The sequence below is a fragment of the Alkalibacillus almallahensis genome (assembly GCF_011761495.1).
GTDB lineage: Bacteria > Bacillota > Bacilli > Bacillales > Alkalibacillaceae > Alkalibacillus > Alkalibacillus almallahensis.
The window spans coordinates 42633-68040 of sequence record NZ_JAASRU010000003.1; the positions used below are offsets into that span (position 1 = coordinate 42633).

The window sequence follows — 25408 nt, forward strand, 5'->3', positions numbered from 1 at the left end:
TTCATTTCAAGGGTGTGTGAAAAATTTATTTCATGCCGCTCATTATTAATCAACATTTCCCCCCATTTATTAAATAATCGACTTGAATTGTTAAACACTCTACTTAGATTATTAGACAGTCTATCTGAATTATTAAACAATTGGATCCAATTGTTTAACAATTCAAAAACAGCCCCCCCATCAGCCCGTCTAGCTCCACCTTGTCTTGCCAATAAACTCCATTTATACTTACGTTAACAAGTATTTCTAGATTGTGAGGGATCATCATGTTTAAGTTATTAGTCATCGAAGACGATGAGTCACTTTTTTCTGAGATTAGAGAGCGTTTAACTCAATGGTCTTATGATGTGTACGGTATATCTAATTTTGAAAAAGTAATGGAAGAATTCAGTGAAGTTAAACCGGATCTTGTCATCATCGATATCCAACTTCCCAAGTATGATGGGTTTCACTGGTGCCGAATGATTCGCAATCATTCTAATGTACCCATTATTTTTCTATCATCCAGAGACCACCCAACTGATATGGTGATGTCCATGCAACTAGGTGCTGATGATTACATACAGAAACCTTTTCACTTTGATGTCTTAATTGCGAAGGTTCAAGCGACACTGCGTCGTGTGTACAACTACAATAATGACCAGATCCACCTTAAAACATGGTGCGGCGCTACAGTTGATTATGAAAAAAATAGCGTGTCAAACGACAATGGAACAATTGAGCTCACCAAAAATGAAACTTACATCTTAAAAACTTTAATTGAACATAAAAACAAAATCGTCAGTCGCGACGAATTGATTCACCAATTATGGGAAGATGAACGGTTTATCAGCGATAATACTCTAACCGTTAACGTCAATCGCCTTAGAAAACGTTTAGATGAGATTGGTCTGGGACAAAACATCGAAACCAAAGTAGGACAAGGATATTTAGCAAAAGAGGTGCCTTCATCATGATTGGGAAGTTTTTAATCGAGCGTCGCAGTTGGATTATGTTATTTATACTTTTACAACTCTTACTGGTGTTCATAGCTTATATTGACCCTAATATATCTATGGATTCGATTTCATATTACGTTTTCCTATCGAGCACCATCTTTGTTTTATTCCTTACTGTTCGCTTCGTTAAAGAATCCAAGTTTTATCAGTCTCTAACTACTTGGATTAATGAATTTGATGAATCAGAGTTAACAGCGCCCGCTTCACCCTTTGAAAAAATAGTCTACCATAACTTATCTGAACAAGCTGAACACCTAAAACAATTAGAGTCTCAGAACCGTACATCGTTAGAACAAGAAAAAAATGAACTCCTTTCATGGATTCACGAAGTTAAAACGCCACTTACAGCCATGCAACTCATCATCGACCGAATTGAAGACAACGCGTTAAAAGCTGACCTCAATTATGAGTGGCTCCGTGTCCATTTATTACTCGATCAACAATTACATAAAAAACGCATGTCCTTTATCGAGAATGACCTTTATATAGAAAAAACAGAACTTGAACCCATAATCTATCAAGAAATTAAAGCATTAAAATCGTGGTGTATCCATAAGAAGATCGGTTTTGACATTAATCTGGAAGTTGAAACCGTGTTAACTGACGGCAAATGGCTAGCTTTTATCATTAGGCAGATTCTATCTAATGCTGTGAAATACAGTGAGAACTCAGATATCGAAATTAGTAGTGAACAAAACAACAACCAAACGATTTTAATCATTCAAGACCACGGCCGGGGAATTGACGCTAAGGATATGCCAAGGATTTTTGAAAAAGGGTTCACATCAACTGCCACCCATCAAGACAACTCAGCAACTGGTATGGGGCTCTATCTGACGAAACAAGTCTCAGAATCTTTACAAATTAATATTCAGGTCAAATCCGAACTTGGTGAAGGCACAGCAATCAAGCTAATTTTCCCTAAAAGAAATGATTTCGTGGCTATTACGGAAACATGATGAAACATCTATTAATGATTCATCATGTTTCATGAAATTAAAGTTAGGCTCCGATTACGATCAACCTCCAATTGAAAGTTAAAAATTCTACTAACCCAAAACACGACTACCTTTAAACAACAAGCCGAATGACAAAAATGTCACATTCATCGTTTAATTGTTAGGTGAAGTGAAGGAAAACAAACCCGTCCCCCTTATACAATTAATTCAGATTCATTGAAAGGAGTACTAACCATGAACATTTTAGAGGCTCAAAAAATTCATAAAAGCTACGGAAACAAATTTAATAAACAAGAAGTTATACAAGGCATTGACCTCAACATTGAAAAAGGTGAATTTGTCAGTATTATGGGGGCATCTGGTTCTGGGAAAACGACGCTACTTAATGTTCTTTCTTCCATCGATCAAGTTAGCCAAGGCACGATTAAGATTGATGGAAGCATGATCACGAACATGAAATCAAAAAAGCTAGCCGAGTTTCGCAAATATAACTTAGGCTTCATTTTTCAGGAGTATAACTTACTAGACACACTAACGGTTAAAGAAAACATACTTCTACCACTCTCAATTCAAAAAGTGTCGAGATCTCAAGCTAATGAGCGATTCGAAGCAGTCGCTAATGAACTAGGCATCTATGACGCTCGAGATAAATATCCGAATGAAATTTCAGGTGGACAAAAGCAACGAACGTCAGCCGCACGTGCATTTATTCACGAACCGAGTATTATTTTTGCTGATGAACCAACGGGCGCACTAGATTCTAAATCGGCCTCTAACCTATTAGACAAATTAAGTGAACTGAATAACAACCGTGAATCCACGATTATGATGGTGACACATGATCCAGTTGCAGCAAGCTATAGTAGTCGCGTGATTTTCATTAAGGATGGGCAAATCTATTCACAACTTAACAAAGGACATGAAGACCGACAAAGCTTCTTTAAAGACATTATGAAAACACAGGGTGTGTTAGGCGGGGTTCAACATGAGCATTAATCAACTGATGATCCGTAACCTCAGAAAAAATTTGAGCAACTATTACCTTTATGTATTTGCTTTAATTTTTAGTGTCGCGATTTACTTTGCCTTTGTGACGTTGCAGTATGATCCGTCGATGGATGCCACCAAAGGATCTGTACGGGGAGAAGCCGCAATAAAAGCCGGGTCAATCTTATTAGTAGCAATCGTCGGATTCTTTCTCATCTATGCGAATAGCTTATTTATTAAACGGCGTAGCAGTGAAATTGGGCTTTTCCAATTAATCGGCATGACAAAGAACCGAATCATTAAGATTCTTAGCATTGAAAACTTCATTATTTATTTCTCATCAGTTGCGATTGGTATTCTAGTTGGGTTTTCAATCTCTAAACTAATTGTCATGATCGTTTTTAAGATTACTGGTGTAGAAGCTGTGGCGACCTTACGCTTCTCATCTGAAGCCTTAATTCAAACCTTGCTCGTATTTATCGGTATTTATTTACTGATTATGTTAATGAACTCTATTTTTATTAAAAGACAAAGCATCCTAGCATTATTCCAAGTTCGTCAATCAACTGAAGTTAAGGTTAAAAAGATGTCTATTTGGCAAATAATAATCGGCATTCTTGGAATTGTAATGATTGGCTCTGGCTACTATGTTTCACAAAAGCTGTTTGATGGTGATTTCAATACTGTCACTCAACTGTTTTCAGCTATGGCTTTTATTTTAGGATCCGTCATAATTGGGACCTACCTGTTTTACAAAGGGTCAGTAGCCTTCATATTCCAACTCATTCGTAAACAAAACAATGGCTATTTAAGTATCAATAAAGTGTTATCATTGTCATCTATTATGTTCCGAATGAAGTCGAATGCATTATTACTCACGATTATAACTACTGTCTCAGCTCTTTCGATTGGTCTTCTGAGCTTAAGTTATATCGCTTATTATTCAGCTGAACAGACCGCAGAAGATTTCGTAGTCGCTGACTTTGCGCTAGTCAATGAAGAAAGTATAGAAACATTTACGCAAGCATTGAATGATGAAGGGATTTCTTATGACAAAAATCAAGTCGAAGTATTTCAAGTCACCTCAGATGTTAGTGAAATTCTCGACGTCAATATGGACAATACGAACGTCGACACCTCTGAACTACCACTACCAATCGTAAGTGACGAAGATTTTGACGATATTGAACTATCAGAGGACGAAACATTATTAACAGGCTATTCAGATTTAATGCAGACTTATATGACCATTGAAGACTCAGGAGAAATTGAACTAAAAGCCCAAGATAATGTGATCAAGCAAGATTTTGCAGGCTTAAACCGTGACTACCTTGTGTCATCATACTACACAAACGGTGGTGGCATGCCGTTAGGGGTCGTTGATCAATCCATTTATGAAAAACTTAAAGACAATATGAATCCAGATATCCAAAAAAGCTCACTAGTCTACACAGGCATTAATATTAGTGACGCCGCAAACTTGGAACGCGCCAACACCATCTTCCATCAAGAAAACCTTGATAAGGGCGGCAACGAATCACAATTACAATCAAGTCGAGATCAGAAAATGAATATGGGACTAATGATGTTTATTGTGGGCTTTCTAGGTCTAACATTCTTAGTTACATCAGGTTGTGTCCTTTACTTTAAACAAATGGATGAAAGTGAAAGCGAAAAACCAAGCTATACCATTTTAAGAAAGTTAGGTTTCACAGAAGGAGACTTAATTAAAGGGATTCAGATCAAACAAATGTTCAATTTTGGTATTCCTTTAGTTGTTGGACTATTGCACAGTTACTTTGCCGTACAGTCAGGCTGGTTCTTCTTCGGTTCAGAAGTCTGGACACCTATGTTAATTGTGATGGGACTCTACACCGCACTGTATTCCATCTTCGGAATTCTGTCCGTTTTATATTATAAGAAAGTTATTCGAGAAGCTCTCTAAACGAGTGCTTCTTTTTTTATGACTATAGATTAGTTATTAGGATCACTGCCCCTAGTTATTTCATTAATCACTCCATTTTTGAAATAAATAGACCTACTTATTTCAAAACTAAACGCACTTATCTCATAACTCACTCACGCACACATGATATGTTAAAATAAATCAGACAAGCTAACTCATCCTAGGAGGCTCAAATAATGGACGAATTTATGCAACATGCGATTAAATTAGCTGCTAATAATATCAAAGAAGGTGGCCAACCGTTCGGGGCTGTTCTCGTACAAGATGGCGAAATCATCGCTGAAGGTGTTAATCAGTTGCACAATCGCTATGATGTCAGTGGTCATGCTGAAATGGTTGCCATCCGCCAAGCGCAAAAATTACTACAAACGAATGATTTATCAAATGTCACCATGTACGCAAGCGGTGAACCTTGTCCGATGTGCTATTCTGCCATGGCATATGCAGGTATCCAAGAAACTTACTACGCTCAATCATCAGACGAAGCAGTTGATGCAGGTCTCGTCAAATCCAAACAGGTGGCTGACGATCTACAAAAAGATCCAGCAGAACGCACACACCCAATGAAACAAATGGCATTAGATGAAGATACTTATAACCCGATGCAAATGTATAAAAAACGCCATCAATAATAAAAATCCGGGTGCTCACTCTATGCAAGCACCCGGATTACTTATTTAGTCGGCTCGTACGAGAACCAACCCTTTTGAACAGCCATTTGTTTCAACCTTTCGTCTGGATTAACCACATAGGGATAATCGACAAATTGAAATAGTGGCTCATCTGTTTCACTATCGGCATAAGCATATAAGGTTTCAGTTTCTCGATCGCGTCCATTTGACTTCAGCCAATTTTGTAAATGTTCTACTTTTTCATCCCCATTCACAATACGACCAATTTGGCCACGGCACACGCCCTCTGAATCGAACACTAACTGTGTCCCAATCGTTTCAACATCAGTTAGACCAACTTCTCGCGTGAACGCTTTTAAAAATGGCATTAGCGCACCTGATAATACAACGACATCATCACCATTATTTTGATGCTGTTTCACCGTCTCAACTAAATCATAATTCACACGTTCCAAGTCATGACGTGCTAATTGATCAAAAAACTCTGCTAACTCTTCTTGTGTCTTTCCTTTAAACGACCTGGCAAAACTTCTAAAAAACTCATGCTTAAATGCTGTTTTTCCTTTTACAACACCTAAGACAAAACTTTTCACTAAGCCTGCGCCCACAACGGACCATTCTTTTACTCCATAATCCTTCTTCGCCACTTGAAACATGACTTTAAACGAATCACCTTGATATAATGTACCATCGAAATCGACTGTTACGACTGCCATGTTTATGCCTCCGTTTTGCATGCTTTTTTACCATTCTAGCACATAAAACGACAGAGACATACAAAAGCTAATCGATTAAGATGGTCGCTCGATTTCTAATGTGTCACCATTTTCAAAATCAACATCCAATTCAACCTCTTCAACATCGTCTTGGTTGATATCTAAATGATTATAGACTCGTTGTAGCGCTTCATCATATGATAAATCAGGCGCTGGCTGAACCGCTTCAATCATATTTTCTACTTCATCTATTGCTTCACTTCCGTCCAGGTCTGACTCACCATCTCGTTCAATCTCAGCATTCTTACCGTCATTTTCTACTTCATAATCATAGCTCCACTCGTCACCATTACTAAATTCAATTTCTAATTCATAACTAATGACATCTTGAAATAAGTCTCGTTCATCTGAATTCGAATCTTCACTTTGTGTATTCTCCGTATTTGAATCATCCGAATTAGCTTTATCTTCTTGATTAGTCGACGTGCTGTTCTCTTCACCAGAAGCATCTCCACCCGTATTACCAGTGTCACTGCCTCCACAAGCAGCCAAAATTAAAACGATACTTAATATAAAAATAAACGACCATCTCATATCATTCACCCCAATGAACTTCATTTACTGGTTATATACCCTGTATTTTCCATTATTAAGCCACTTGTCCTCAAATTCATATCTATAATCAACCCCTTATAAATTCACCTACGAATAATGATGAGAAACCTCTAACGTATCACCATCATCAAAATCAATATCCAACTCAATCTCCAGCACTTCTTCTTCCATAAGCTCTAAATGATTATAAACCCGTTGAAATGCCTTTTTCTTAGATAGATCCGGTTTCGGCTTGATATTCTCAATCATCGCTTCAATTTCTTCAACTGCTAACCTTCCTTCACGATCCGTTTCTTGATCTTGATCGATTTCAACCTTCGCCTTTTTACCATCTTGCTTCACTTCATAATCAAACTGCCATTCACCCTGATCATTTTGAAAATCAATCTCTAACTCAAAATCAACAACGCCATGACGTAAACCACCTTCAGCTTCACGCTTCATGTCGTTCACATCGTCATCCCATTCAGCATCTTGATCCGTTACTCCTGCCCCTTCTTCACCATCACGATCCTGTGGCTTATCAGGATCCTCACCCGATTCATCAGGCCCATCATTAATATCAGTCGCCTGATCGCCATCAGCCACTCCATCTTCGTCCTCGCTCGTTAACTCCTCATTGTCTTCATCAGGGTCTGTCATCCCCATGTCAGGATCCGCCCCATCTGTTGTCCCGCAAGCTGTTAAAAACAATCCCATACCTAAAATCAAAGCAAAAATCTTTTTCATTCAGTCCACCCCTTATGATTATGTTCTTCTATTTATTGGGGTGTCCATAACTCCATCATTTATACGCTTAATGCAAATTGAATCGCATCCTCAATTTGTTTACAATGGTTGTAAATTATACTAAGGAGCGATAACAATGCCCGTTTATCAGAAATTAGTTCGCGATTACATACCTGAAATTATTGAAAACACTGGAAAGGCCTATTCTACACGCATATTAAATACTGAAGAATACACTGATTCTTTAAAAAAGAAACTCTATGAAGAAGTTAATGAAATCCATGAGGCCGAAAACACAAACGAGGTATTAGAAGAACTTGCCGACGCACTTGAATTGATCCACGCTTTAGCCAAAGTACATGATGCTGACATTAGCGATGTCGAAGCAATACGTCAAAAGAAAGCTTCTGAACGAGGTGGGTTTGATGAGAAGATCTTTTTAGAAGAGGTTGAGGACTAATGTCTAATTTATCACTTGTAACACAAAATCTTTATCAACAAATGCAATCATACCTCCGTGAATCGTCTGCCATTTATATCTTAAGCTCTTTTATTATGGATTCAGGCGTGAAATTAATATACGATGACTTAGAATATGCTGTTCAATCTGGAGCAGATGTAAAAATACTCACAGGAGATTATCTGTATGTTACACAACCAAAAGCATTAAAAAAATTAATTTCACTTCAAGAATACGAAAACTTTGATATGAAACTTTGGCAAAGTTCAGGACACTCTTTCCATCCCAAAACATATCTATTCAAACATAATGAGGATGGCACCTTAGTAATCGGCTCTTCTAACTTGTCTCATTCAGCCCTAACAACTGGCCTAGAATGGAACATCAAGATAGATGATTCCTCCCAATACGTATTTGATGATGCAGTGAATCAGTTTATCGCTCTTTTTCATGATAACCAGACACTATCCATTAACGAGGAAACGATTAAAGATTATAAATATGAGTATGATCTTTTTCATGCCAAACATCCTGATTTAAATCAAAAATGGACAGAACGTGAAGAAATTGAATTAACATTACCAACAAACGATAATTCGCAAGACCAGACTATGCTTGAAGATAACCTGAATTATGAGAGTAAAACACCTGAGCCAAGGCCCGCTCAGCAAATCGCTCTCAACGCATTAAATGAGACCATAGAGGAAGGATATACTAAAGGTGTGGTTTCACTAGCAACAGGTTTAGGAAAAACGTATGTTTCAGCATTCTTTGCACAACGTTACTCAAAAGTACTATTCATCGCTCACCGCGAAGAAATTTTACAACAATCAAAAAAATCATTTGAACACGTCTTAAATGAAACAGCTGGTATTTATAATGGATCATCAAAAGAAAAAGATTCAAACTTAACCTTTGCTTCTATACAAACTCTTTCAATTCAAGATAATTTGGAACAGTTTGATGTAGATGAGTTCGACCTTATCGTTATTGATGAATTTCATCACGCCGCAGCAAATACTTATCGCAAAGTCATCAACTATTTTCATCCATCTTTTTTATTAGGACTAACAGCAACACCAGAGCGCACTGACGGCCAAGATATCTTAGCTCTCTGTGAAGGTAATCTTGTGTGCGATATTAGTTTTATTGATGCTATTCGAAAAGGTTGGCTTTCTCCATTTCATTATTATGGTGTGTTAGATGACATAGATTATAGTCAAATACGTTGGCTAGGAACTCAATACGACCAAGAACAATTGATGAATGCACAACTACAAAATGACCGAGCTGAACATTTATACTACGAATGGTTAGACAAGCGGCAAACACGAACGATTGCTTTTTGCTCCACTATCAAACAAGCTAAGTTTCTTTGTAATTATTTTATCAATCAAAACAGTAAGGCAGCCGTTTTAACAGGGCAGTCTAATAAGCAAGAACGGCATCAAGTGATTAATCAATTAGAACGTGGAGAAATTGATATCATTTTCACAGTAGATCTTTTTAATGAAGGTATTGATATCCCTCCTGTTGATACATTACTGTTCGCCAGACCAACAGAATCTCTTGTGGTTTTCACGCAGCAAATAGGACGGGGGTTAAGAACATTTGCAGGTAAAGATCATTGCGTCATCATTGATTTAATTGGTAATTACCGTTACGCAGAAACCAAATTAAAATTATTAAATGATAATCAACAAAATATTAATGACAAACAAAATATTAATGACAAACAAAATAATATAGAACCTGTCGCACCAAATGATTGCTTCATCAATTTAGAGACTGACGTAATTGACTTACTAGCTGAATTAAAACGTAAATCCAGTCCAATTAAAGAAAAGATTTATAACGATTATATTCAAATAAAGAAGCTATTAGGTAAACGCCCAACGTATAAAGAAGCCCATTTATACGGGGCGGTCGATTCTAAGTTATATAAAACAAAATTCGGAGGATATTTTGCATTCTTAAAAGCCTATAATGAATTGACTGAATATGAGATTAATACATTTAATCAATTTCAAACTTGGTTACAAAAACTCGAATCGGAACAAATGCAAAAGTCCTATAAAATGATTGTATTAAATTATTTATTAACAAAAGGTGTAGATCAATGGTTGCAGCCAATAAAACCTGATGATGTCGAGCCCTATTTCCGTGCTTTTTATTTAGAGAAAGATTATCGAAAATATGCTGACTTCCCTAATCAAAAGGGGCAAAAACCATGGGAAATGAGTCAATCTGAATTAAGTCGACTGATTGCTACAATGCCAATGACAAAATGGACAACTGGAAATGATCAATTAGCTATATTTGAAAATAATACATTTTATTTTAATTTATATCCAAACGATCGTCATAAAGAGAGTCTTTTTAGCATGACACAACAAATTTGCGAATATAAACTGCATCGCCATATTGAAAAAAGAGCTGGCAATATTGAATAGCATGTGTCCCTTCAAACCAATAAATTGACTTTTATTACTTACTATATTAAACTAACTTACATAAAGTAAGTAATTAATCAGAAGGGGATTTTCCACATGCATTTCCATCAAGCACCGATCGCGCATGTGAGTCATGTTGATTTGAAGGTCACTGATTTACAGCGGGCGATTGCGTTTTATAAACAGATTTTAGGGTTTCAAGTATTGAATCAGGAGGCATCAACTGCTCAGTTAACAGCTAACGGAGAGACGGCGTTATTAACGTTACATGCATTAGATCAGCCCAGCGAGAAGTCGCGTCGCACAGCTGGGTTATATCATTATGCGATTTTATTGCCTGCACGTTCGGATTTGGCGGATTTCATCAAACATATATCAGCGCAAAATGTTCCTATTGGGGCGTCTGATCACTTAGTGAGTGAGTCTATCTATTTTTCCGACCCAGATGGAAACGGGATCGAAGTTTATGCTGATCGCGATCCATCCGAATGGAATTGGCAAAATGGTCAAGTCGATATGGCGGTCGACCCAATTGATGCAGGGGAGATTTTGAAACATGCGAGTGACTCTGGATGGCAAGGGCTTCCGGCAAACACCACCATGGGACATATTCATTTGCATGTTGCTGAATTAAATCAAACGAAACAGTTTTATACAGACGGGTTAGGTATGGAAGTCGTCTGTCGCTTAGGCGATCAGGCACTATTTATCGCTGACGGCCATTACCATCACCATATTGGCATCAATGTCTGGAATGGTGTCGGCGCACCACCAACAGCTGACGATTCACCTGGCCTAAAATCCTATACGATCCAATTAGGTAGTGATGAGCAGAAACAAACGGTTCTTAAACAATTAGATAACATTAACGCAGATATGACTGAGGAAAATGGTGAAGCAGTCGCGACTGATCCATCAGGTAATCGCATTCGTCTCGTTGTTTAATCAACTCACGATATAACAAATCCCCCTTTCAACAGGTAACGAACTCGCTAAAGTCAGGTTTTATCCTCACTTAGCATTCATTAGGTTGAAGGGGGATTTTATTATGTAATCGCACGCAATACGTCGTGCAATGTTGATTTAAATCGTTCTCGATCAACGGCTTCACACACTCGGACATTTGGCTGATAGCCGCTTCGATTATTAATATCCACCAAACTATAGCCCCGTGTCAATTTACCTTCTGTTTCAACATCAACATAATAATGACTAGACTGAGTCATGATAGATTCATCAGCTGCAATTGCTACGAGTAAAGTATCAGGGTGAGTCGTGCCATCTAATTGATGCACTTCTTTGTTAAAACGTTTAACGACTTGATTCACCTGGCGAAAGAATTCGGAGCCAGAAGTCTCTAATGCTTCGATTTCGCGATGTTCATCATCATTTAATACACTGAATCCAACACACATATCCCACCCGACCATCGTGATGGGCACGCCAGAATGCAAGACAATCCGCGCCGCTTCAGGATCGACATAGAAATTATACTCTGCCGCTGCTGTGATATTGCCTAGCGAGTTATTCGTACCACCCATGATATAAATATGGTTTAAATCCTCCACAATGGTCGGATCCTTTTTGATTGCCATGGCAATATTAGTGAGAGATGCAATCGCTAATAACGATATGTCACCCGGGTTTTCTTTTACTGTTTTGATGATGAAATCAACTGCATGTTCTGATTCTGGACGCTGTATGGCTTGATTAAAAAACGAATCACCCATGCCATCACGCCCGTGTACGTCCTCGACTGTGGTATGTGAAGTCGTATCGACATTTAAGATTGGCCCTTCATACCCTTTGAACACAGGAATTTTCTGATCGTGATTAGCTACTTGGATCGTGTAGAGTGCGTTTTCCACCTCTTGGTCAAAATCAACATTTCCCCCTGTGATCGTGACACCCTCTACTTTAAAATGATGGATAGCTGTAAGTAGCGCAATCGTATCATCACCGGCTGTATCTGTATCAACAATGATTTTGGACATACCTCTCACCCTTTCTACATCTGATAGTTATTAATCATTATAGAAGGTTTTGATTAGGACCTCAACAAACTCTTTCGGTACATTCCTTCAAAGGATATTTGATTAACTTGTCGAATATATAGAATTAGAAAGCTTTTTAAGGAGGATCATCATATGGATTATCGTCAAGCTTATGTCATTCCAGGTGGGATGTTTGTTGGTTTAGGGATTGGAATGTTTTTCGACCAGGCAGGTGCTGGTGTGATTCTAGGGTTAGGTTTAGGTTTCATTCTAAGCCCGATCCTTGGCATGATTGAGAAACGATCCAATTCATAACGACCAATAGATTTTTTGTCTTCAGCCACTACATGATTAATGTGATCAACTTAGCAACCTTCTCATACGAAGAAGGTTGCTTTTAATGGATACATTTAATAGACCAGAGATTGTTTGATCAAAAATTATATCATCCATAATCAGCTCTTCCCCATCCCTCAACCCATTACCTTTCGAACTTTCATTCATATAATTAATGTAAAAGTTTCAATCCTTAAAATTAGGGTATAACCCTATAAACAAGCACATAATTATACAATATTTATACATTGTTATATAATAGCCACTACCAAACATTTATTTTTGAATTTACACCGAAAGGGAAAATCGATATGACTAAACAAACGATTGTCGTGGGAGCTGGACCAGGTGGCTTAGCCGCTGCGATGCAATTAGCTGATCAAGGTTATCAAGTCGATCTCTATGAAAAACAACCACAAGTTGGCGGACGCACCTCGAAGCTACAACTTGGAGACTATGCATTTGATCTAGGGCCGACATTTTTCATGATGCCACAAGTTTTAGAAGAAGTATTTGAACGGGTTGGGCGTCAATTACACGATTATGTTGACCTCATCGAATTGGACCCTCTTTATACATTAAAATTCGGGGATGTTTCATTTACTCCCAGCCGTGATGTTGAAGCGACTGCCGAACAAATTAGTCAATTGTTTCCCGGTGATGAAGACGGATATCGTCGTTTTTTAAACAAAGAAGGGGCTAAATTTGACCGTGTAATCAATCTATTAAGGCAACCATTCAATTCTTACACGGATTTCCTCACTAAAGATATGGCACTTGCTTTACCTAAGCTTAATGCACTCGACACAGTGTATGGCCGTTTGAGTCATTATTTCCAAGATGAACGCTTAAAATGGGCCTTCTCTTTCCAAGCGAAGTATTTGGGCATGTCGGCTTGGAATTGTCCAGGTACTTTCACGATTCTATCTTATATCGAACATCGCTACGGCTTGTATCATCCCGTTGGAGGGGTGAATGCTGTCTGTGAGGCAATGAGAGATGTGATTCTAGAATTGGGTGGGCGCGTTCATCTTGAAACACCCGTCAACCAAATCATCGTCAACAACGGTCGTGCTACTGGCGTAGAATTAGCTGACGGGCGTATTCAAGAAGCCGATGATGTCGTGATTAACGCCGATTTTGGTTATGCGGTGAATCATCTATTTGATCCAAACGATTTAACCAAATATAAACCTGAAAAACTTCAGAAGAAGAAACTATCATGCTCGACATTTATGGTTTATCTAGGGATCGATCAAGAACTAGACTTGCCTCATCATATGGTGCTATTCGCAGAAGATTATAAGCGGAATGTTGAAGATATGACGGAACGCCAAGTGTTATCTGACGATCCATCGATTTATGTGCATAACCCGAATAAACTCGATTCGACACTTGCACCAGAAGGGAAAACGGCTCTCTATTTATTGATGCCAGTCCCTAATCTAACAGCTGGGATTGATTGGGAAGATGAAAAACAACGCCTACGAGATTATATGGTTCAACAAATCGCCAACGAAACAGGCCTCCACGATTTAGAAGACTTAATCGAAGTCGAGCATATTGTCACACCATCTGATTGGGAAGAAACCTATCATGTTTACGAGGGGGCGACGTTCAACTTAGCCCATAGTTTAGATCAAATGATGATTTTCCGTCCTCATAATCAATTCGAAGATGTCGATCATTGCTTTTTAGTCGGCGGTGGCACACACCCAGGTAGTGGATTACCAACAATCTTCCAATCGGCCATGATTAGTGTGGACTTGCTGACATCACAACCAGGTTACCAATCGCAGAAACCTTCAAAAGGACGTGTTGCCCATGAGTATTAGTGTTGTCGGTGCTGGCATTGGCGGAATGATCAGTGCATTATTGCTTTCTAACAAAGGCTATGAGGTCACAATCTATGAAAAGAATCATTATCTTGGCGGACGGCTCACCTACGAAACGGACGGTGAGTATACAATCGAACAGGGACCTACGATTGTCTTGCTACCTGAGCTTCTATTAGAGATTTTAGAGGAAGCTGGTATTGCCCGTGATCAATTGGAATTGATTCCGTGTGAACCACTTTATGATCTATTCTTCGCTGACGGTACGAAAATGACGAAATGGCGTGATCCTGACAAACAAGAAGAAGCGTTAGAACAAGCATATCCAGGGACAGGAGAAGCCTTCAGACGATACCTAATCGATATGGAAACCATCTATCATTTTGGTTATGATGCGTTTCTATCACGTAGCTTTCATAGAATGCGAGATTTTTTAACGTTAGAGAACATGAAGTTCATCATGAAATCACAGTCGTATCAGTCGTTGTCGACGTTTTTATCCCGTTATTTCAAGAATGAGAAGGTTAAACAGGCTTATATGCTACAGAGTTTATATATTGGTGGATCACCTTATCGTGTTCCAGCTTTATACGGCTTGATTTCCTATAGTGAACATGCATTTGGTATTTGGTATTTAAAAGGCGGCTATCATTCACTGATTCCTTTATTAGAACAGGCGTTAGTTGATCGGGGTGTGCAAATTCAAACAGGGACAAACGTTGAAAGAATTGTGGTTGAAGACGACCGAGTCAGTGGTGTGCAAGTAAATGGTGAAACGCATGCTTATGACCAGGTGATTTTTAATGGAGAGTATCCGCATTTAAATCAGTTACTCGATTCGAAGTCAACACAATCAAAGCGTGATTATCAACCATCTTCTGGCTGCTTACTCGTCTATCTAGGTGTTAATAAGCGTTATCCCGAGCGAGAGGCGCATCAATTTTTCTTACCGAATGAGTTTGAAAAGCATATGAAAGAGGTATTTGAAACTAAATCCCTATCAAATCGATTTTCAACCTACGTCTTTAATCCTGTCGCATTAGATCATGAAGCAGCTCCTCCGAATAAAAGCGTCTTATACTTCTTAATTCCTGTCCCTTCTAACAACGAGATTGATTGGGAAGCGGCGAAACATCATGTCGTTGAACAGGCGATTTTACAAGTTGAAGCATTAGGTTTCCCTGGATTAAGTGAAGCCATTGAATGGAAGAAAATCCGGACACCTCAAGACGCTGAAATCAGTGGTCTCTTCCAAGGCGGAAGTTTTGGCATTGCCCCACATTTACAACAATCAGGGGCATTCCGTCCTCAAGTGATGCATTCGAAAATCCACGGTCTATTTACCGTTGGTGCCTCTGTCCATCCTGGTGGTGGAATTCCGATTGTCATGCAAGGTGCACGACTGTTAGACAATCATTTTGAGGAGAAGAAGGAGATGATCAAATGATAGTGAATCAGGATTTTGCCAATGCTTGTGAACAGATGATGAAAAAAGGGTCTTCGAGCTTTTATCACGCATTCAAACATTTACCCTCACCACGAAGAGAAGCGGTCTACATCATTTATTCATTTTGCCGCATGATTGATGACGCAGTGGATGAGCCCGAAAAATCACCTTATTCATTAGACGAATTAGAAGACCACTTCACGCATCTGGATGAAGCAGAAGGACATTTTATTTGGCCAGCCTTACGTTTTTTATTTACTCATTTTCCTGTTACGAAAGAACCTTTTTATACGCAATTCGCCGGCCAACGACAAGATTATGTTAAGACCCATTACGATACTTTTGATGAATTAGAAGGTTACTGCTATCAAGTTGCTGGGTCAGTTGGTGAAATGCTGCTTCCCGTTTTACATGATGAGCCGACACAAGATGTAAAACAGGCAGGGATTGCTCTAGGTAAAGGCATGCAAATTGTAAATATTATTCGTGACGTGGGCGAGGATCAAAGTTTAAATCGCCGTTATATCCCCCGTGATCTATTAGACGAGCATGGTTACGCCCTTTATGATTTTGAACAGCAAATAATAAACGAGGAACTGGTGCATGTCATCGAGGACTTAATTGCACGTGCTGACGCTTGGTTTGAAGAAGGATTAACAGCAATTGAAACTTATCCAAAGGACAGTGCGCTCGCTATTCGGTTAGCTTCTGCTTATTACCGTGAAATTATCGAAGTCGTGAGAGAACGTGATTACCGTGTTTTTGACCAACGTGCAGTCGTTAACTCAGATCGAAAAGCCAATCTATTTCTACAAGTCATGAATAGTTAGAGAGGATTTTATAATGAAGCAATGGTCTTATATAGCATTTATTGTTTGGATGAATATTGGCTTTGTACTGATGTTCTTTTGGGAAGTGCCTGAGTGGTTGAATGTGTCTAATAGCATCTTCCTATTCTTGTTTGCCCTGTCGACTGTGGCGCTTTATGACTTGAGACTTCGAAACTTCTACGCAGCAGCTGCTATTGGATTGATAACATATTTAGTCGAAGTGATTGGCGTAGCGACTGGCTTTCCATTTGGAACTTATGAATACACGGACACGCTCGGATTTTTAGTGTTTGGTGTTCCTGTGACCCTTGGCTTTGCATGGATCGGCGTCATTTATGTCAGTCTCTTTCTGTCTAGGAGCTACAATCGTTGGATTCGCTCGCTACAAGTTGGTTTTTGGGTGATTGTGATCGATGCGATACTAGACCCTGCCGCAACCGTGTTAGATTTCTGGGAGTGGGAACATAGCGGGTTATATTTCGGCATTCCCATCACTAACTTTATCGCATGGTTTTTATTAGCCTTTGGAGTGAGCTTATTGGTTCCGCAAAAGGCTATAGCTAATCGAGATCAACAACGAGGCGTCCGATTATTTCAATTTATTATTCTCTTTTTTGGATTATTAAGTCTTAAAGAGGGATTAACGAGCTTATGGGTTATGATCCTGATAGCTCTCGCCTTATCAGAAGGGTGGTATCGTTATGATCGAACCCGATAAACGCCGAGGGTTTAGATGGTTGTTCTATCGTTATCAAAAGCATCATCTTATCCCGAGATATTTTGAAACAGTGGGAGTCAGCGGAGAAATAGATGATCATCTGGACGTGCCCACTTTATACATCGCGAATCATAGTTCATGGTGGGATGGCCTGCTTATTTTCCAAATGACGCAGCGATTTTCAAACGATGATCACTATATCATGATGAATGAGTCAGGGTTAAAAGAATATCCGTTTTTCCGAAAATTAGGCGCCTATTCCGTTAATCGTCATCGACCTCGTGATGTGATCAAAGCGTTATCTTATACCCAAGAATTGATGTTAGCAGGTAAAAAAGTCTGGTTGTTCCCTCAAGGTGGAATCCAGCATCCTGAGAGGTATATTTATTTTCAAAGAGGGCTCGGGCATATTTTAAAACAATTTGATCAAGTGGCAGTTAAGCCGTTTACCTTTCATTATTACACGTACGATTATCCGAAAATGATGGCTGCTGTTGATATTGGTGAGGCGACGATGATCGGCCCAACGATGGGACAAGACGAAATGACAATGCATTTCGAACAGTTATTAAATGAACAGCGAGAATCACAAGTTCAACGTCTTATCGAGAATCCTGATGCCCCGTTTCATTTGCCTTATCAACCATTGATTGGTCGCAGAAAACGATGATCATGATGTATGAATTGGAGGTGTTGTCATGGAAATAGTGTTGATGATTGTTGTGATGGCATTAGCTCTCCAACTCTTATTTGTGCTACAAAATATGTACTTTTTCCCGAAAATGGGTGGTCTTAAGGCTGATGAAGATATAACTACTTCCATTTCAATTCTCATTCCAGCACGAAACGAAGAGGGAAATATCAGAGCATGTGTAGAATCGATCATGGCACAAACTGTTCAACCGATAGAAGTGCTTATCCTAGATGATCATTCTACTGACAATACCGCTTCAATTCTTGAAAGCTTACAACAACAGTATCCCCGTTTGTCTTACTGGCAAGGGGCGTCATTACCTGAAGATTGGAAAGGTAAAGTGTTTGCTTGCCATCAATTGAGCGAGCAAGCACAAGGAGATTGGCTTTTATACCTTGATGCTGATGTACGTCTTGATCAGGAGGCCATCGCCGCATTAGAACCACACTTAGCTAAGCAGAAACGTGGAATGATTTCTGGCTTTCCAAAACAAATTGTTAAAACACAACTAGAACGATTGCTAGTCACGATGATGCAGTTTGTGATTCTTTGTCATTTACCTGTGCGACAAATCAAACAGTCATCTGATGCACGATTTGCTGCAGCACACGGCGGCTTTGTTGCCATTAATCGCAAGACCTATGATCAGATTGGCGGTCATGAAGCAATCAAGGATGCTATGGTCGATGATATGGCCCTGATGAAGCGGGTAAAAGATGCAGAAGCACCGGCTCAACTCTTAAAAATTGACGATTACGTTTGGATGCGGATGTATCATGATGCAAGTGACGTTTGGCAAGGCTATATGAAGAACATCTTTACTGGACTCAATCGCAATTACTTACTCATGTTCGCCCTTATTTGTCTTTATACCATGTTATATCTTATTCCTGTCGTGACTTTATGGATCTCTGGATTACACCTATTATCACTTATTAGTCTAGTATTAGCTGCGATCACGAAAGGATTGATTGACGTTTGGAGCGGCGTAAAACCTTGGCACGGGTTACTCATTTCTGTCAGTGCAGCTTTGCTAATCATGCTACTAGTACAATCGGCTTGGAAATCAGTCCGTAAGCATGGCTACGTTTGGAAAGGACGGCGCTATTTATGAAACAAATCGTTATTATGGGTGCTGGCTTAGGCGGCCTGTCGTCTGCCATTGTCTTAGCCAATGAAGGTTATGACGTTCAAGTCCTTGAAAAGAATCAAGAACCCGGCGGAAAACTGCAACAACGGAATATAAATGGGTACCATTTCGACCTGGGCCCCAGCACGATTACATTGAAGCATATGTTTGAAGAAGTGTTTACGTTATGTGGACGTGATTTAGCAGACTATGTCGAGTTTTACCCGATTAAAGATGGCACGCTTAACATGTTTCATGACGGCACCCAAGTTCCATTCTCATCAGATATTAAAGGAATCCAGGAAGCCATTGCTCAATTTAGCGTACACGATGCTCAGAATTACCCGGCATTCTTATCGGACAGTCAGCAATTCTATGAGATCGCTGAGAATCAGTTTCTGAATCGATTGATGGATCGGTGGCAAGATAAGCTTGATATAACCTTGTTGCGACAGTTTATGAAGATCAAACCGTTCACGACTTATCATGACTGGTTAAAGAAATATTTTAACCATCCTTTCACTTTAAGCTTATTAGGTCGTTATGCCACTTATGTAGGTTCATCACCTTACCAGGCACCAGCCATTTACGGCATGATGGCTTATATCGAAGCTGGCTTAGGGATCTATGGGATCAAAGGTGGTACGTATCAAATAGTTGAAGCGATGCAACAATTAGCAGAAGAATTAGGCGTCCGTTTCAGTTATAATACAGAAGTAACCCATATAATGACAGAGAATAATCGCGCGATCGGCGTAGAAATCGGTGATGAACACGTCTATGCGGATCAAGTGATTGCTAATATGGACGCTCTAACGGTTTACGATCGCTTTTTCCCAAATCAGACAGAACATGTGAAAAAGACAGAACCTTCGCTATCTGGTTTTGCTTTATTACTTGGGTTAAATCATCGCTACGAGTGGATGCAACATCACCAAGTCTTCTTCCCAGAATCGTATGAACAGGAATTCGAGCATCTATTTCAAGCGCAAGATGTAATTAGCGACCCGACGATTTACATTTGTTATAGTGGCTATAATGACCTATCAGTCGTACCGAGTGCTAACCACAGTAACCTCTTCGTGCTTGTTAACGCACCAAGCCGAATCCATGATTATGACTGGGAGACATTACGCGAGACTTATACGACGTTTCTACTCGACCAATTAGAAGCAAACGGATTAACAAACATTCGCGACTATATTGAGTATTTAGAAGTGATGACTCCACAAGATTTACACGAGCAAACGGGTGCTTATCAAGGGGCTATTTATGGAGCAAGCTCTAATTCATTTCGTCAGGCTTTTTTCCGTTTACCAAATCAAGCTAAAGAAATCAACGGATTATGGTTCGTCGGTGGCTCCACTCATCCTGGTGGTGGGACGCCGATTGTCACGAGATCTGGTCGATTAGTTGCTGAAGCCATCATCAACAGGGAGGCATAACCATGACAGATAACATTCATAAACGTAAAAGTGAACATATCCAATATAGCCTGTCTGAGGAATCTTTAGGTAATGCATCTAATGGTTTTGATGCTTATCAGTTTCGGCATAATGCTTTACCTGAGCTAAATTTTGAGGAAATTAACTATAAGACCTCTATGTTTGATAAAGGTATGAGCACGCCGTTTTTAATTAGCTCAATGACAGGTGGTGCGGAAATGGCTGAAACGATTAATCGTAACTTAGCCATTGCTGCTGAAGAGCGAGGTTGGGCGTTAGCCTTAGGATCGACACGTGTGATTTTAGAGAAAAAAGACTTTTTATCCTCATTCCAGTTACGCTCATATGCTCCGTCCATTCCGATTATTGCCAATTTAGGCGCTGTCCAATTGAATTATGGCGTCACAGTTGATCAAGTTAAGCGTATCATCGATTTAACTGAGGCTGATGCTTTAGTGCTTCATTTGAATTCGATTCAAGAAGTGATTCAGTCAGGTGGCGATACGAATTTCTCTGGCTTACTTCAAAAGATTGCCGAATTAACGAAAGCATTAGATATTCCAGTCGGCGCTAAAGAAGTTGGTTTCGGGATCGACGCGGAGAACGCTCGAAAACTACGTGATGCAGGCATTGCTTTTATTGATGTGGCTGGGTCTGGTGGGACATCTTGGAGTCAGGTTGAAAAGCTTCGCTCACAAGATCCGATTAAAAAACAAGCGGCTGAGGCTTTTGTAGGCTGGGGGAATCCGACAGCGAGATGTCTGACCGAGATCCGGAGAGATTTACCTCATGACATGTTAATTGCTAGCGGTGGTATTCGCGATGGATTAGATGCAGCGAAAGCATTAGCATTAGGCGCAGATCACGTCGGCTTTGCGCGTAAAATTTTAACCGAAGCAGTTGAATCGCCTGAACATGTGGTCGAATGGATGAAAGTGAAGGAACTCGAATTACAGATGGTCATGTTCGGAATTGGAGCTGGTGACTTAGCTTCGCTTCAATCAACAGATCGCATTGAAAAAGCGTAACCCGATCAGCACTCGATCGAGTCACGCTTTCTTTTTATGCTGTAAGTTATAATCAAGGAGTAAGAGCCCGATTGCAACGACAAACAAGACCATCGATTGGCCATTTAGAGCCCACCCCTCTTCTTGCATACTTTCTGTTAAAAAATAGGCGATGACCGCTAAGGTGAACATCGTGCTAAACATACTGAAATAATTACGTGAAATCCCGCGCAAACAGTCGATTCCATAAAATGTGATTAAGACGACCGCGATAATGCTAAATACAATAATTGCGATAGTCATCGGCTATCACCTCATCTTATGATTGTCCGAAGTTGTCTGGCATGACAGCAGCGACAACGATCCCCTTCGCTACCGCTTCACCATCCGCATAAACGACGGTATGCACATTGAATTTCTTCGGATGAACCTCTTCAACCTCACCTGTCACATGCAGTTCCGTGTTTTGTGGCGTTGGCTTTAAATATTTCACATTCAGCTCAGCTGTCACAAATCGTGGTGGCTCCACGCCATCTTCTGGTTCATGGCCATTTTTACGATGAAGCGCTAATGAAGCTGATCCTGTCCCGTGACAGTCAATAAGTGATGCGATTAATCCACCGTAGACATACCCTGGAATCGCGGTATATTCTTCAGGTGGTTGATAAATGGTTAAGGTTTCTGTCCCGTTCCAGCCTGTTCTAAAGCCATGACCTAATTCGTTATTTCGACCACAGCCAAAGCAATGGGCTAAATCTTGAGGATAATAATCTTGAATCGCATGTTTAATCTCACTCATATTTTGAAGCCACCTTTCTAGTATTCTAGTCAAAATTTTATCACGAAATCTGATACAATAGAAATCACGTGCTATTTGAATGACTACATTTTGCTATAAAGGGTCTCACCGAATTTATAACAATAGCAACTTAAGATTTCAACATAAAGGAAGGCTTCGGCTATGATTTTGAAAAAGTTCTCCATTTTCTTCATTGGTTTATTGATCTTTTCATATGGGATTGCTTTGGCGATTCAAGTTCAGTATCTCGGCATTCACCCGTGGGATGTGCTGACGATTGCATTCTATGATTTATTCGGGTTATCAGTCGGGACTTGGACGGTGATCATCGGGCTTACTATTATCTTATTCACCTTGTTCGCCAGACGGGAATACATCAACATAGGTACATTTCTAAATACGTTCCTCGTCGGCGTTTTCGTTGATATGTTTTTATATTTAGAGTGGTTTCCAACTTCAGGTCTTTTAGTTGGGGATATTGCGATTATGTTACTGGCTATTGTTGCGATGGGGATCGGCGGCGGTACCTATTCAGCTGCCCAAATTGGCCTCGGCCCACGGGATGGTTTTATGCTGTCGATCTCCGATATGACCGGGAAATCCATTCAACGCATACGGATTTATGTTGAGACAGGCGTGCTTGTATTAGGACTCGTGCTAGGCGGACCCGTTTTCGTGTTTACGTTTATTTTTACCTTTATTCAAAGTCCGATTTATCAACGTGTGTTTTTTGCGATCAAACCTTATACGACACGCGTTCAGTAGAGAGGAGTTGACTAAATGGCTAAGTATTATGTCTTTCTCATCCTAGTCGTGATGATGTTTTCAGGGAATTTAATCGTCGGAAAGGCTGTATCCGATTTGCCTCCTATTACGGTGGCTTTCATACGAAATGTGATTGCTTTTCTTGTGATTATGCCCTTTGGCTTAAGGCAATTTCGCCAAAATTACGATGTCTTTCGCCGTGATTGGAAGCCATTATTAGGCTTTGCGCTAACTGGTATTACAACGTTTAATGTTCTAATTTATTTATCGTTGAATTATACGACCTCGACGAATGCTGGAATCGTGGAAGCGACGACTCCTGTTTTCGCGCTGATTGTCGGTTATATCTTTTTAAAGGAACGCTTATCAGCACGACAATTGGCAGGTGTTGGCTTGTCCTTTGTAGGCGCGGTTTGGGTTCTGATTGAGGGCTCGCTCGAACGTTTGTTAGCTTTGCAGATTAACCCAGGTGACCTGACGATGCTACTAGCCATGATCGTCTGGGCATTCTATTCATTATTCTTAAAACAACACAATCACAAATATCCAATTTACGGAGCGATGTTCGCGATGATTGGTCTAGGCGCACTCGTCATGATTCCCGTGGTTGCGGTGGAATGGCTATTTGTGACGCCGAGTATGGACTGGTTTAACGGATCGAGTCTACTAGGTTTACTGTATCTCGGAATCTTCCCATCTGTGATTGCGCTTTACTTCTGGAATGCAGCTGTGCAAAATCTGGGGCCGTCCTTGTCGAGTGTATTTTTAAACTTGCTGCCCGTGTTCACGACGATTGGTGCAATGATTTTCCTAGGTGAAAACGTCAGCCTCGCTCAAGTCGCAGGTGGTGTCGTCGTTGTTAGCGGCGTTTTGATCGCAACGAATGTGCGGTTATCGATGTTTAAACGGAAGAAGCATGTGAAGGATTTTCGACGTGATGAATCAGCGTGAGCGTTGGTATTACGTGATTGTGGTTCGCTGATGAATTATGGGCGGGCCCGGCCCATATTTTATCGGCGAGCGCCGATATATATCAGCGAATGCCGATATATTCCAGATGGCGTCGATAAATTTGGTATTGCGCCGTTAAATTTAGAATCGCGCCGTTATTATTGAAATGGCGCCGTTACATAAAATATATCGGCGACTTCTATGATAAATGATACACAACTGCTCGCAGTTGTGTTTTTTTTGAGCAAAAAATAAACCGGTTAGTGCTTAGACTAACCGGTGGCAGTTGCTTCATCTATTTGAATAGTATGAAATAGGTTCTCTATCTAACTCGTTTAGCGGTGTGCTAGATCCATTTCATGTTCACTATGAGCTGGGTCTAGGCGTAGATCGGATTTCTTCTTCTTGATGCGATTCATGACACTATCCACAAAATATACAGTCGCTAAAAAGAAAAACACAATCGTTGAAACAAGAATTAAAGATGTTGTCATCTTCATCTACCCCTTTCCAGTAAAAATTATCATTTAGCATGATTTCCTACTATATAGTATCACATTTATCGGTTATTTCAAGTCAAAAAGCTCATTCTTTTAAATTCTTTTAATTCCTATCAAATGCTAATGCATTCTCCAAAATTAAATCTTCTATGCAAAAAGCGCTCCCGACGCTATTGTAAGCGGTTGCATAATGGTTCGCTTCTTAAATTTACTGATTTTTAGGGAAATTTAAGCATCAAACGGAATATAGCTATTTATAAGTTAATGAATAGCTATATGCACTTAAATCCATTCAATTACTTACCTATTCTTCATATTTGGTATGAAGTGGTGAATCAATTTATGATTTATCATCGAGTTGGGGTGAATTACCATCGGGAGCTGGATGTTTTCCATCGAGTGAGTGCTGTTTATCATCGGGGTTTACTATTTATCATCGGGCG

At 39.8% G+C, this 25408-nt stretch carries 26 protein-coding genes; 19 read left to right on the forward strand and 7 right to left on the reverse strand.

The annotated features are described in order from the left end of the window. The first annotated feature begins 266 nt into the window (after positions 1–266). The 5 genes from FHR85_RS03650 (at position 267) to FHR85_RS03670 (ending at position 5542) form a co-directional block, all read left to right on the forward strand. Positions 267–956 (forward strand): response regulator transcription factor, encoded by a 690-nt coding sequence (locus tag FHR85_RS03650; protein WP_167261211.1) that lies wholly within the window; start codon positions 267–269, stop codon positions 954–956. After that, positions 953–1957 (forward strand): sensor histidine kinase, encoded by a 1005-nt coding sequence (locus FHR85_RS03655; RefSeq protein ID WP_167261213.1) that lies wholly within the window; start codon positions 953–955, stop codon positions 1955–1957. Before FHR85_RS03650 ends, FHR85_RS03655 begins: the two co-directional genes overlap by 4 nt. A gap of 234 nt (positions 1958–2191) precedes the next feature. Beyond that, positions 2192–2953, forward strand: a complete 762-nt coding sequence (locus FHR85_RS03660; protein ID WP_167261215.1) for an ABC transporter ATP-binding protein — start codon at positions 2192–2194, stop codon at positions 2951–2953. Further along, positions 2943–4889 (forward strand): ABC transporter permease, encoded by a 1947-nt coding sequence (locus tag FHR85_RS03665; protein ID WP_167261217.1) that lies wholly within the window; start codon positions 2943–2945, stop codon positions 4887–4889. The genes FHR85_RS03660 and FHR85_RS03665 overlap by 11 nt, the downstream gene beginning before the upstream one ends. Positions 4890–5086: 197 nt before the next feature. Further along, a complete protein-coding gene (locus tag FHR85_RS03670) occupies positions 5087–5542 on the forward strand; it encodes a nucleoside deaminase (protein ID WP_167261219.1) in 456 nt (151 codons plus the stop codon). A gap of 41 nt (positions 5543–5583) precedes the next feature. On the opposite strand, the gene FHR85_RS03675 is transcribed toward FHR85_RS03670, so the two are convergent. The 3 genes from FHR85_RS03675 to FHR85_RS03685 form a co-directional block, all read right to left on the reverse strand. Continuing rightward, positions 5584–6258 carry an HAD family hydrolase gene (locus FHR85_RS03675; protein ID WP_167261221.1) on the reverse strand — a complete coding sequence of 225 codons (675 nt, stop codon included), beginning with the start codon at positions 6256–6258 and terminating at the stop codon, positions 5584–5586. 75 nt (positions 6259–6333) lie between these two features. Then, positions 6334–6852, reverse strand: coding sequence for a YusW family protein (locus FHR85_RS03680; RefSeq protein ID WP_167261223.1), 519 nt, complete (start codon positions 6850–6852; stop codon positions 6334–6336). A 108-nt stretch (positions 6853–6960) separates the two neighbouring features. Continuing rightward, positions 6961–7602, reverse strand: coding sequence for a YusW family protein (locus tag FHR85_RS03685; RefSeq protein ID WP_167261225.1), 642 nt, complete (start codon positions 7600–7602; stop codon positions 6961–6963). A 136-nt stretch (positions 7603–7738) separates the two neighbouring features. Here FHR85_RS03685 and FHR85_RS03690 point away from each other — a divergent pair, with 136 nt between their 5' ends. The 3 genes from FHR85_RS03690 to FHR85_RS03700 all read left to right on the forward strand — a co-directional run bounded on the left by FHR85_RS03690 (position 7739) and on the right by FHR85_RS03700 (position 11460). Beyond that, a complete protein-coding gene (locus tag FHR85_RS03690; protein ID WP_167261227.1) occupies positions 7739–8062 on the forward strand; it encodes a nucleoside triphosphate pyrophosphohydrolase in 324 nt (107 codons plus the stop codon). Further along, positions 8062–10515: a DEAD/DEAH box helicase family protein gene (locus tag FHR85_RS03695; RefSeq protein ID WP_167261229.1), complete on the forward strand. Its 2454-nt coding sequence runs from the start codon at positions 8062–8064 to the stop codon at positions 10513–10515. The genes FHR85_RS03690 and FHR85_RS03695 overlap by 1 nt, the downstream gene beginning before the upstream one ends. Positions 10516–10611: 96 nt before the next feature. Beyond that, positions 10612–11460, forward strand: a complete 849-nt coding sequence (locus tag FHR85_RS03700; protein ID WP_167261231.1) for a VOC family protein — start codon at positions 10612–10614, stop codon at positions 11458–11460. Positions 11461–11561: 101 nt separating this feature from the next. Here the strand turns inward: FHR85_RS03700 and FHR85_RS03705 are convergent, their stop codons facing one another. Further along, the gene (locus tag FHR85_RS03705; protein WP_167261233.1) at positions 11562–12509 is read right to left on the reverse strand and encodes a nucleoside hydrolase; all 948 of its coding nucleotides are present in this window, start codon (positions 12507–12509) and stop codon (positions 11562–11564) included. A gap of 153 nt (positions 12510–12662) precedes the next feature. Here FHR85_RS03705 and FHR85_RS03710 point away from each other — a divergent pair, with 153 nt between their 5' ends. The 9 genes from FHR85_RS03710 to fni all read left to right on the forward strand — a co-directional run bounded on the left by FHR85_RS03710 (position 12663) and on the right by fni (position 21971). Further along, positions 12663–12824: a hypothetical protein gene (locus FHR85_RS03710; RefSeq protein ID WP_167261235.1), complete on the forward strand. Its 162-nt coding sequence runs from the start codon at positions 12663–12665 to the stop codon at positions 12822–12824. 332 nt (positions 12825–13156) lie between these two features. Continuing rightward, positions 13157–14680, forward strand: a complete 1524-nt coding sequence (locus tag FHR85_RS03715) for a phytoene desaturase family protein (protein ID WP_167261237.1) — start codon at positions 13157–13159, stop codon at positions 14678–14680. After that, positions 14670–16127 carry a phytoene desaturase family protein gene (locus FHR85_RS03720; protein ID WP_167261239.1) on the forward strand — a complete coding sequence of 486 codons (1458 nt, stop codon included), beginning with the start codon at positions 14670–14672 and terminating at the stop codon, positions 16125–16127. Before FHR85_RS03715 ends, FHR85_RS03720 begins: the two co-directional genes overlap by 11 nt. Then, positions 16124–16957 carry a phytoene/squalene synthase family protein gene (locus FHR85_RS03725; protein ID WP_208379597.1) on the forward strand — a complete coding sequence of 278 codons (834 nt, stop codon included), beginning with the start codon at positions 16124–16126 and terminating at the stop codon, positions 16955–16957. Before FHR85_RS03720 ends, FHR85_RS03725 begins: the two co-directional genes overlap by 4 nt. Positions 16958–16970: 13 nt before the next feature. Further along, entirely contained in the window at positions 16971–17675 is a 705-nt protein-coding gene (locus tag FHR85_RS03730; RefSeq protein ID WP_167261241.1) for a carotenoid biosynthesis protein, read from the forward strand. Further along, positions 17659–18345 (forward strand): lysophospholipid acyltransferase family protein, encoded by a 687-nt coding sequence (locus FHR85_RS03735; protein WP_167261243.1) that lies wholly within the window; start codon positions 17659–17661, stop codon positions 18343–18345. Before FHR85_RS03730 ends, FHR85_RS03735 begins: the two co-directional genes overlap by 17 nt. Positions 18346–18373: 28 nt before the next feature. Next, positions 18374–19483, forward strand: coding sequence for a glycosyltransferase family 2 protein (locus FHR85_RS03740; protein ID WP_167261245.1), 1110 nt, complete (start codon positions 18374–18376; stop codon positions 19481–19483). After that, positions 19480–20943 (forward strand): phytoene desaturase family protein, encoded by a 1464-nt coding sequence (locus FHR85_RS03745; protein ID WP_167261247.1) that lies wholly within the window; start codon positions 19480–19482, stop codon positions 20941–20943. Before FHR85_RS03740 ends, FHR85_RS03745 begins: the two co-directional genes overlap by 4 nt. Before the next feature lie 2 nt (positions 20944–20945). After that, positions 20946–21971 (forward strand): type 2 isopentenyl-diphosphate Delta-isomerase, encoded by a 1026-nt coding sequence (gene fni / locus FHR85_RS03750; RefSeq protein WP_167261249.1) that lies wholly within the window; start codon positions 20946–20948, stop codon positions 21969–21971. Between the two features lie 21 nt (positions 21972–21992). On the opposite strand, the gene FHR85_RS03755 is transcribed toward fni, so the two are convergent. Then, positions 21993–22253 carry a hypothetical protein gene (locus FHR85_RS03755; protein ID WP_167261251.1) on the reverse strand — a complete coding sequence of 87 codons (261 nt, stop codon included), beginning with the start codon at positions 22251–22253 and terminating at the stop codon, positions 21993–21995. Positions 22254–22269: 16 nt separating this feature from the next. Continuing rightward, positions 22270–22749 carry a PaaI family thioesterase gene (locus FHR85_RS03760; protein WP_167261253.1) on the reverse strand — a complete coding sequence of 160 codons (480 nt, stop codon included), beginning with the start codon at positions 22747–22749 and terminating at the stop codon, positions 22270–22272. Between the two features lie 162 nt (positions 22750–22911). On the opposite strand from FHR85_RS03760, the gene FHR85_RS03765 reads away from it, so the two are divergent. Together FHR85_RS03765 and FHR85_RS03770 are read left to right on the forward strand one after the other, a co-directional pair. Continuing rightward, positions 22912–23514, forward strand: coding sequence for a YczE/YyaS/YitT family protein (locus FHR85_RS03765; protein WP_167261254.1), 603 nt, complete (start codon positions 22912–22914; stop codon positions 23512–23514). A gap of 15 nt (positions 23515–23529) precedes the next feature. Continuing rightward, a complete protein-coding gene (locus FHR85_RS03770) occupies positions 23530–24465 on the forward strand; it encodes a DMT family transporter (RefSeq protein ID WP_167261255.1) in 936 nt (311 codons plus the stop codon). A gap of 335 nt (positions 24466–24800) precedes the next feature. On the opposite strand, the gene FHR85_RS03775 is transcribed toward FHR85_RS03770, so the two are convergent. Beyond that, complete coding sequence (locus FHR85_RS03775) at positions 24801–24959, reverse strand: hypothetical protein (protein WP_167261257.1); 159 nt, start codon at positions 24957–24959, stop codon at positions 24801–24803. Between the last annotated feature and the right edge of the window lie 449 nt (positions 24960–25408).

Excerpts from the sequence above, each read along its gene's own strand:
- FHR85_RS03650 (WP_167261211.1), top strand. The coding sequence starts at position 267 with ATGTTTAAGTTATTAGTCATCGAAGACGATGAGTCACTTTTTTCTGAG.
- FHR85_RS03655 (WP_167261213.1), top strand. The coding sequence starts at position 953 with ATGATTGGGAAGTTTTTAATCGAGCGTCGCAGTTGGATTATGTTATTT.
- FHR85_RS03660 (WP_167261215.1), top strand. The coding sequence starts at position 2,192 with ATGAACATTTTAGAGGCTCAAAAAATTCATAAAAGCTACGGAAACAAA.
- FHR85_RS03665 (WP_167261217.1), top strand. The coding sequence starts at position 2,943 with ATGAGCATTAATCAACTGATGATCCGTAACCTCAGAAAAAATTTGAGC.
- FHR85_RS03670 (WP_167261219.1), top strand. The coding sequence starts at position 5,087 with ATGGACGAATTTATGCAACATGCGATTAAATTAGCTGCTAATAATATC.
- FHR85_RS03675 (WP_167261221.1), bottom strand. The coding sequence starts at position 6,258 with ATGGCAGTCGTAACAGTCGATTTCGATGGTACATTATATCAAGGTGAT.
- FHR85_RS03680 (WP_167261223.1), bottom strand. The coding sequence starts at position 6,852 with ATGAGATGGTCGTTTATTTTTATATTAAGTATCGTTTTAATTTTGGCT.
- FHR85_RS03685 (WP_167261225.1), bottom strand. The coding sequence starts at position 7,602 with ATGAAAAAGATTTTTGCTTTGATTTTAGGTATGGGATTGTTTTTAACA.
- FHR85_RS03690 (WP_167261227.1), top strand. The coding sequence starts at position 7,739 with ATGCCCGTTTATCAGAAATTAGTTCGCGATTACATACCTGAAATTATT.
- FHR85_RS03695 (WP_167261229.1), top strand. The coding sequence starts at position 8,062 with ATGTCTAATTTATCACTTGTAACACAAAATCTTTATCAACAAATGCAA.
- FHR85_RS03700 (WP_167261231.1), top strand. The coding sequence starts at position 10,612 with ATGCATTTCCATCAAGCACCGATCGCGCATGTGAGTCATGTTGATTTG.
- FHR85_RS03705 (WP_167261233.1), bottom strand. The coding sequence starts at position 12,509 with ATGTCCAAAATCATTGTTGATACAGATACAGCCGGTGATGATACGATT.
- FHR85_RS03710 (WP_167261235.1), top strand. The coding sequence starts at position 12,663 with ATGGATTATCGTCAAGCTTATGTCATTCCAGGTGGGATGTTTGTTGGT.
- FHR85_RS03715 (WP_167261237.1), top strand. The coding sequence starts at position 13,157 with ATGACTAAACAAACGATTGTCGTGGGAGCTGGACCAGGTGGCTTAGCC.
- FHR85_RS03720 (WP_167261239.1), top strand. The coding sequence starts at position 14,670 with ATGAGTATTAGTGTTGTCGGTGCTGGCATTGGCGGAATGATCAGTGCA.
- FHR85_RS03725 (WP_208379597.1), top strand. The coding sequence starts at position 16,124 with ATGATAGTGAATCAGGATTTTGCCAATGCTTGTGAACAGATGATGAAA.
- FHR85_RS03730 (WP_167261241.1), top strand. The coding sequence starts at position 16,971 with ATGAAGCAATGGTCTTATATAGCATTTATTGTTTGGATGAATATTGGC.
- FHR85_RS03735 (WP_167261243.1), top strand. The coding sequence starts at position 17,659 with ATGATCGAACCCGATAAACGCCGAGGGTTTAGATGGTTGTTCTATCGT.
- FHR85_RS03740 (WP_167261245.1), top strand. The coding sequence starts at position 18,374 with ATGGAAATAGTGTTGATGATTGTTGTGATGGCATTAGCTCTCCAACTC.
- FHR85_RS03745 (WP_167261247.1), top strand. The coding sequence starts at position 19,480 with ATGAAACAAATCGTTATTATGGGTGCTGGCTTAGGCGGCCTGTCGTCT.
- fni (WP_167261249.1), top strand. The coding sequence starts at position 20,946 with ATGACAGATAACATTCATAAACGTAAAAGTGAACATATCCAATATAGC.
- FHR85_RS03755 (WP_167261251.1), bottom strand. The coding sequence starts at position 22,253 with ATGACTATCGCAATTATTGTATTTAGCATTATCGCGGTCGTCTTAATC.
- FHR85_RS03760 (WP_167261253.1), bottom strand. The coding sequence starts at position 22,749 with ATGAGTGAGATTAAACATGCGATTCAAGATTATTATCCTCAAGATTTA.
- FHR85_RS03765 (WP_167261254.1), top strand. The coding sequence starts at position 22,912 with ATGATTTTGAAAAAGTTCTCCATTTTCTTCATTGGTTTATTGATCTTT.
- FHR85_RS03770 (WP_167261255.1), top strand. The coding sequence starts at position 23,530 with ATGGCTAAGTATTATGTCTTTCTCATCCTAGTCGTGATGATGTTTTCA.
- FHR85_RS03775 (WP_167261257.1), bottom strand. The coding sequence starts at position 24,959 with ATGACAACATCTTTAATTCTTGTTTCAACGATTGTGTTTTTCTTTTTA.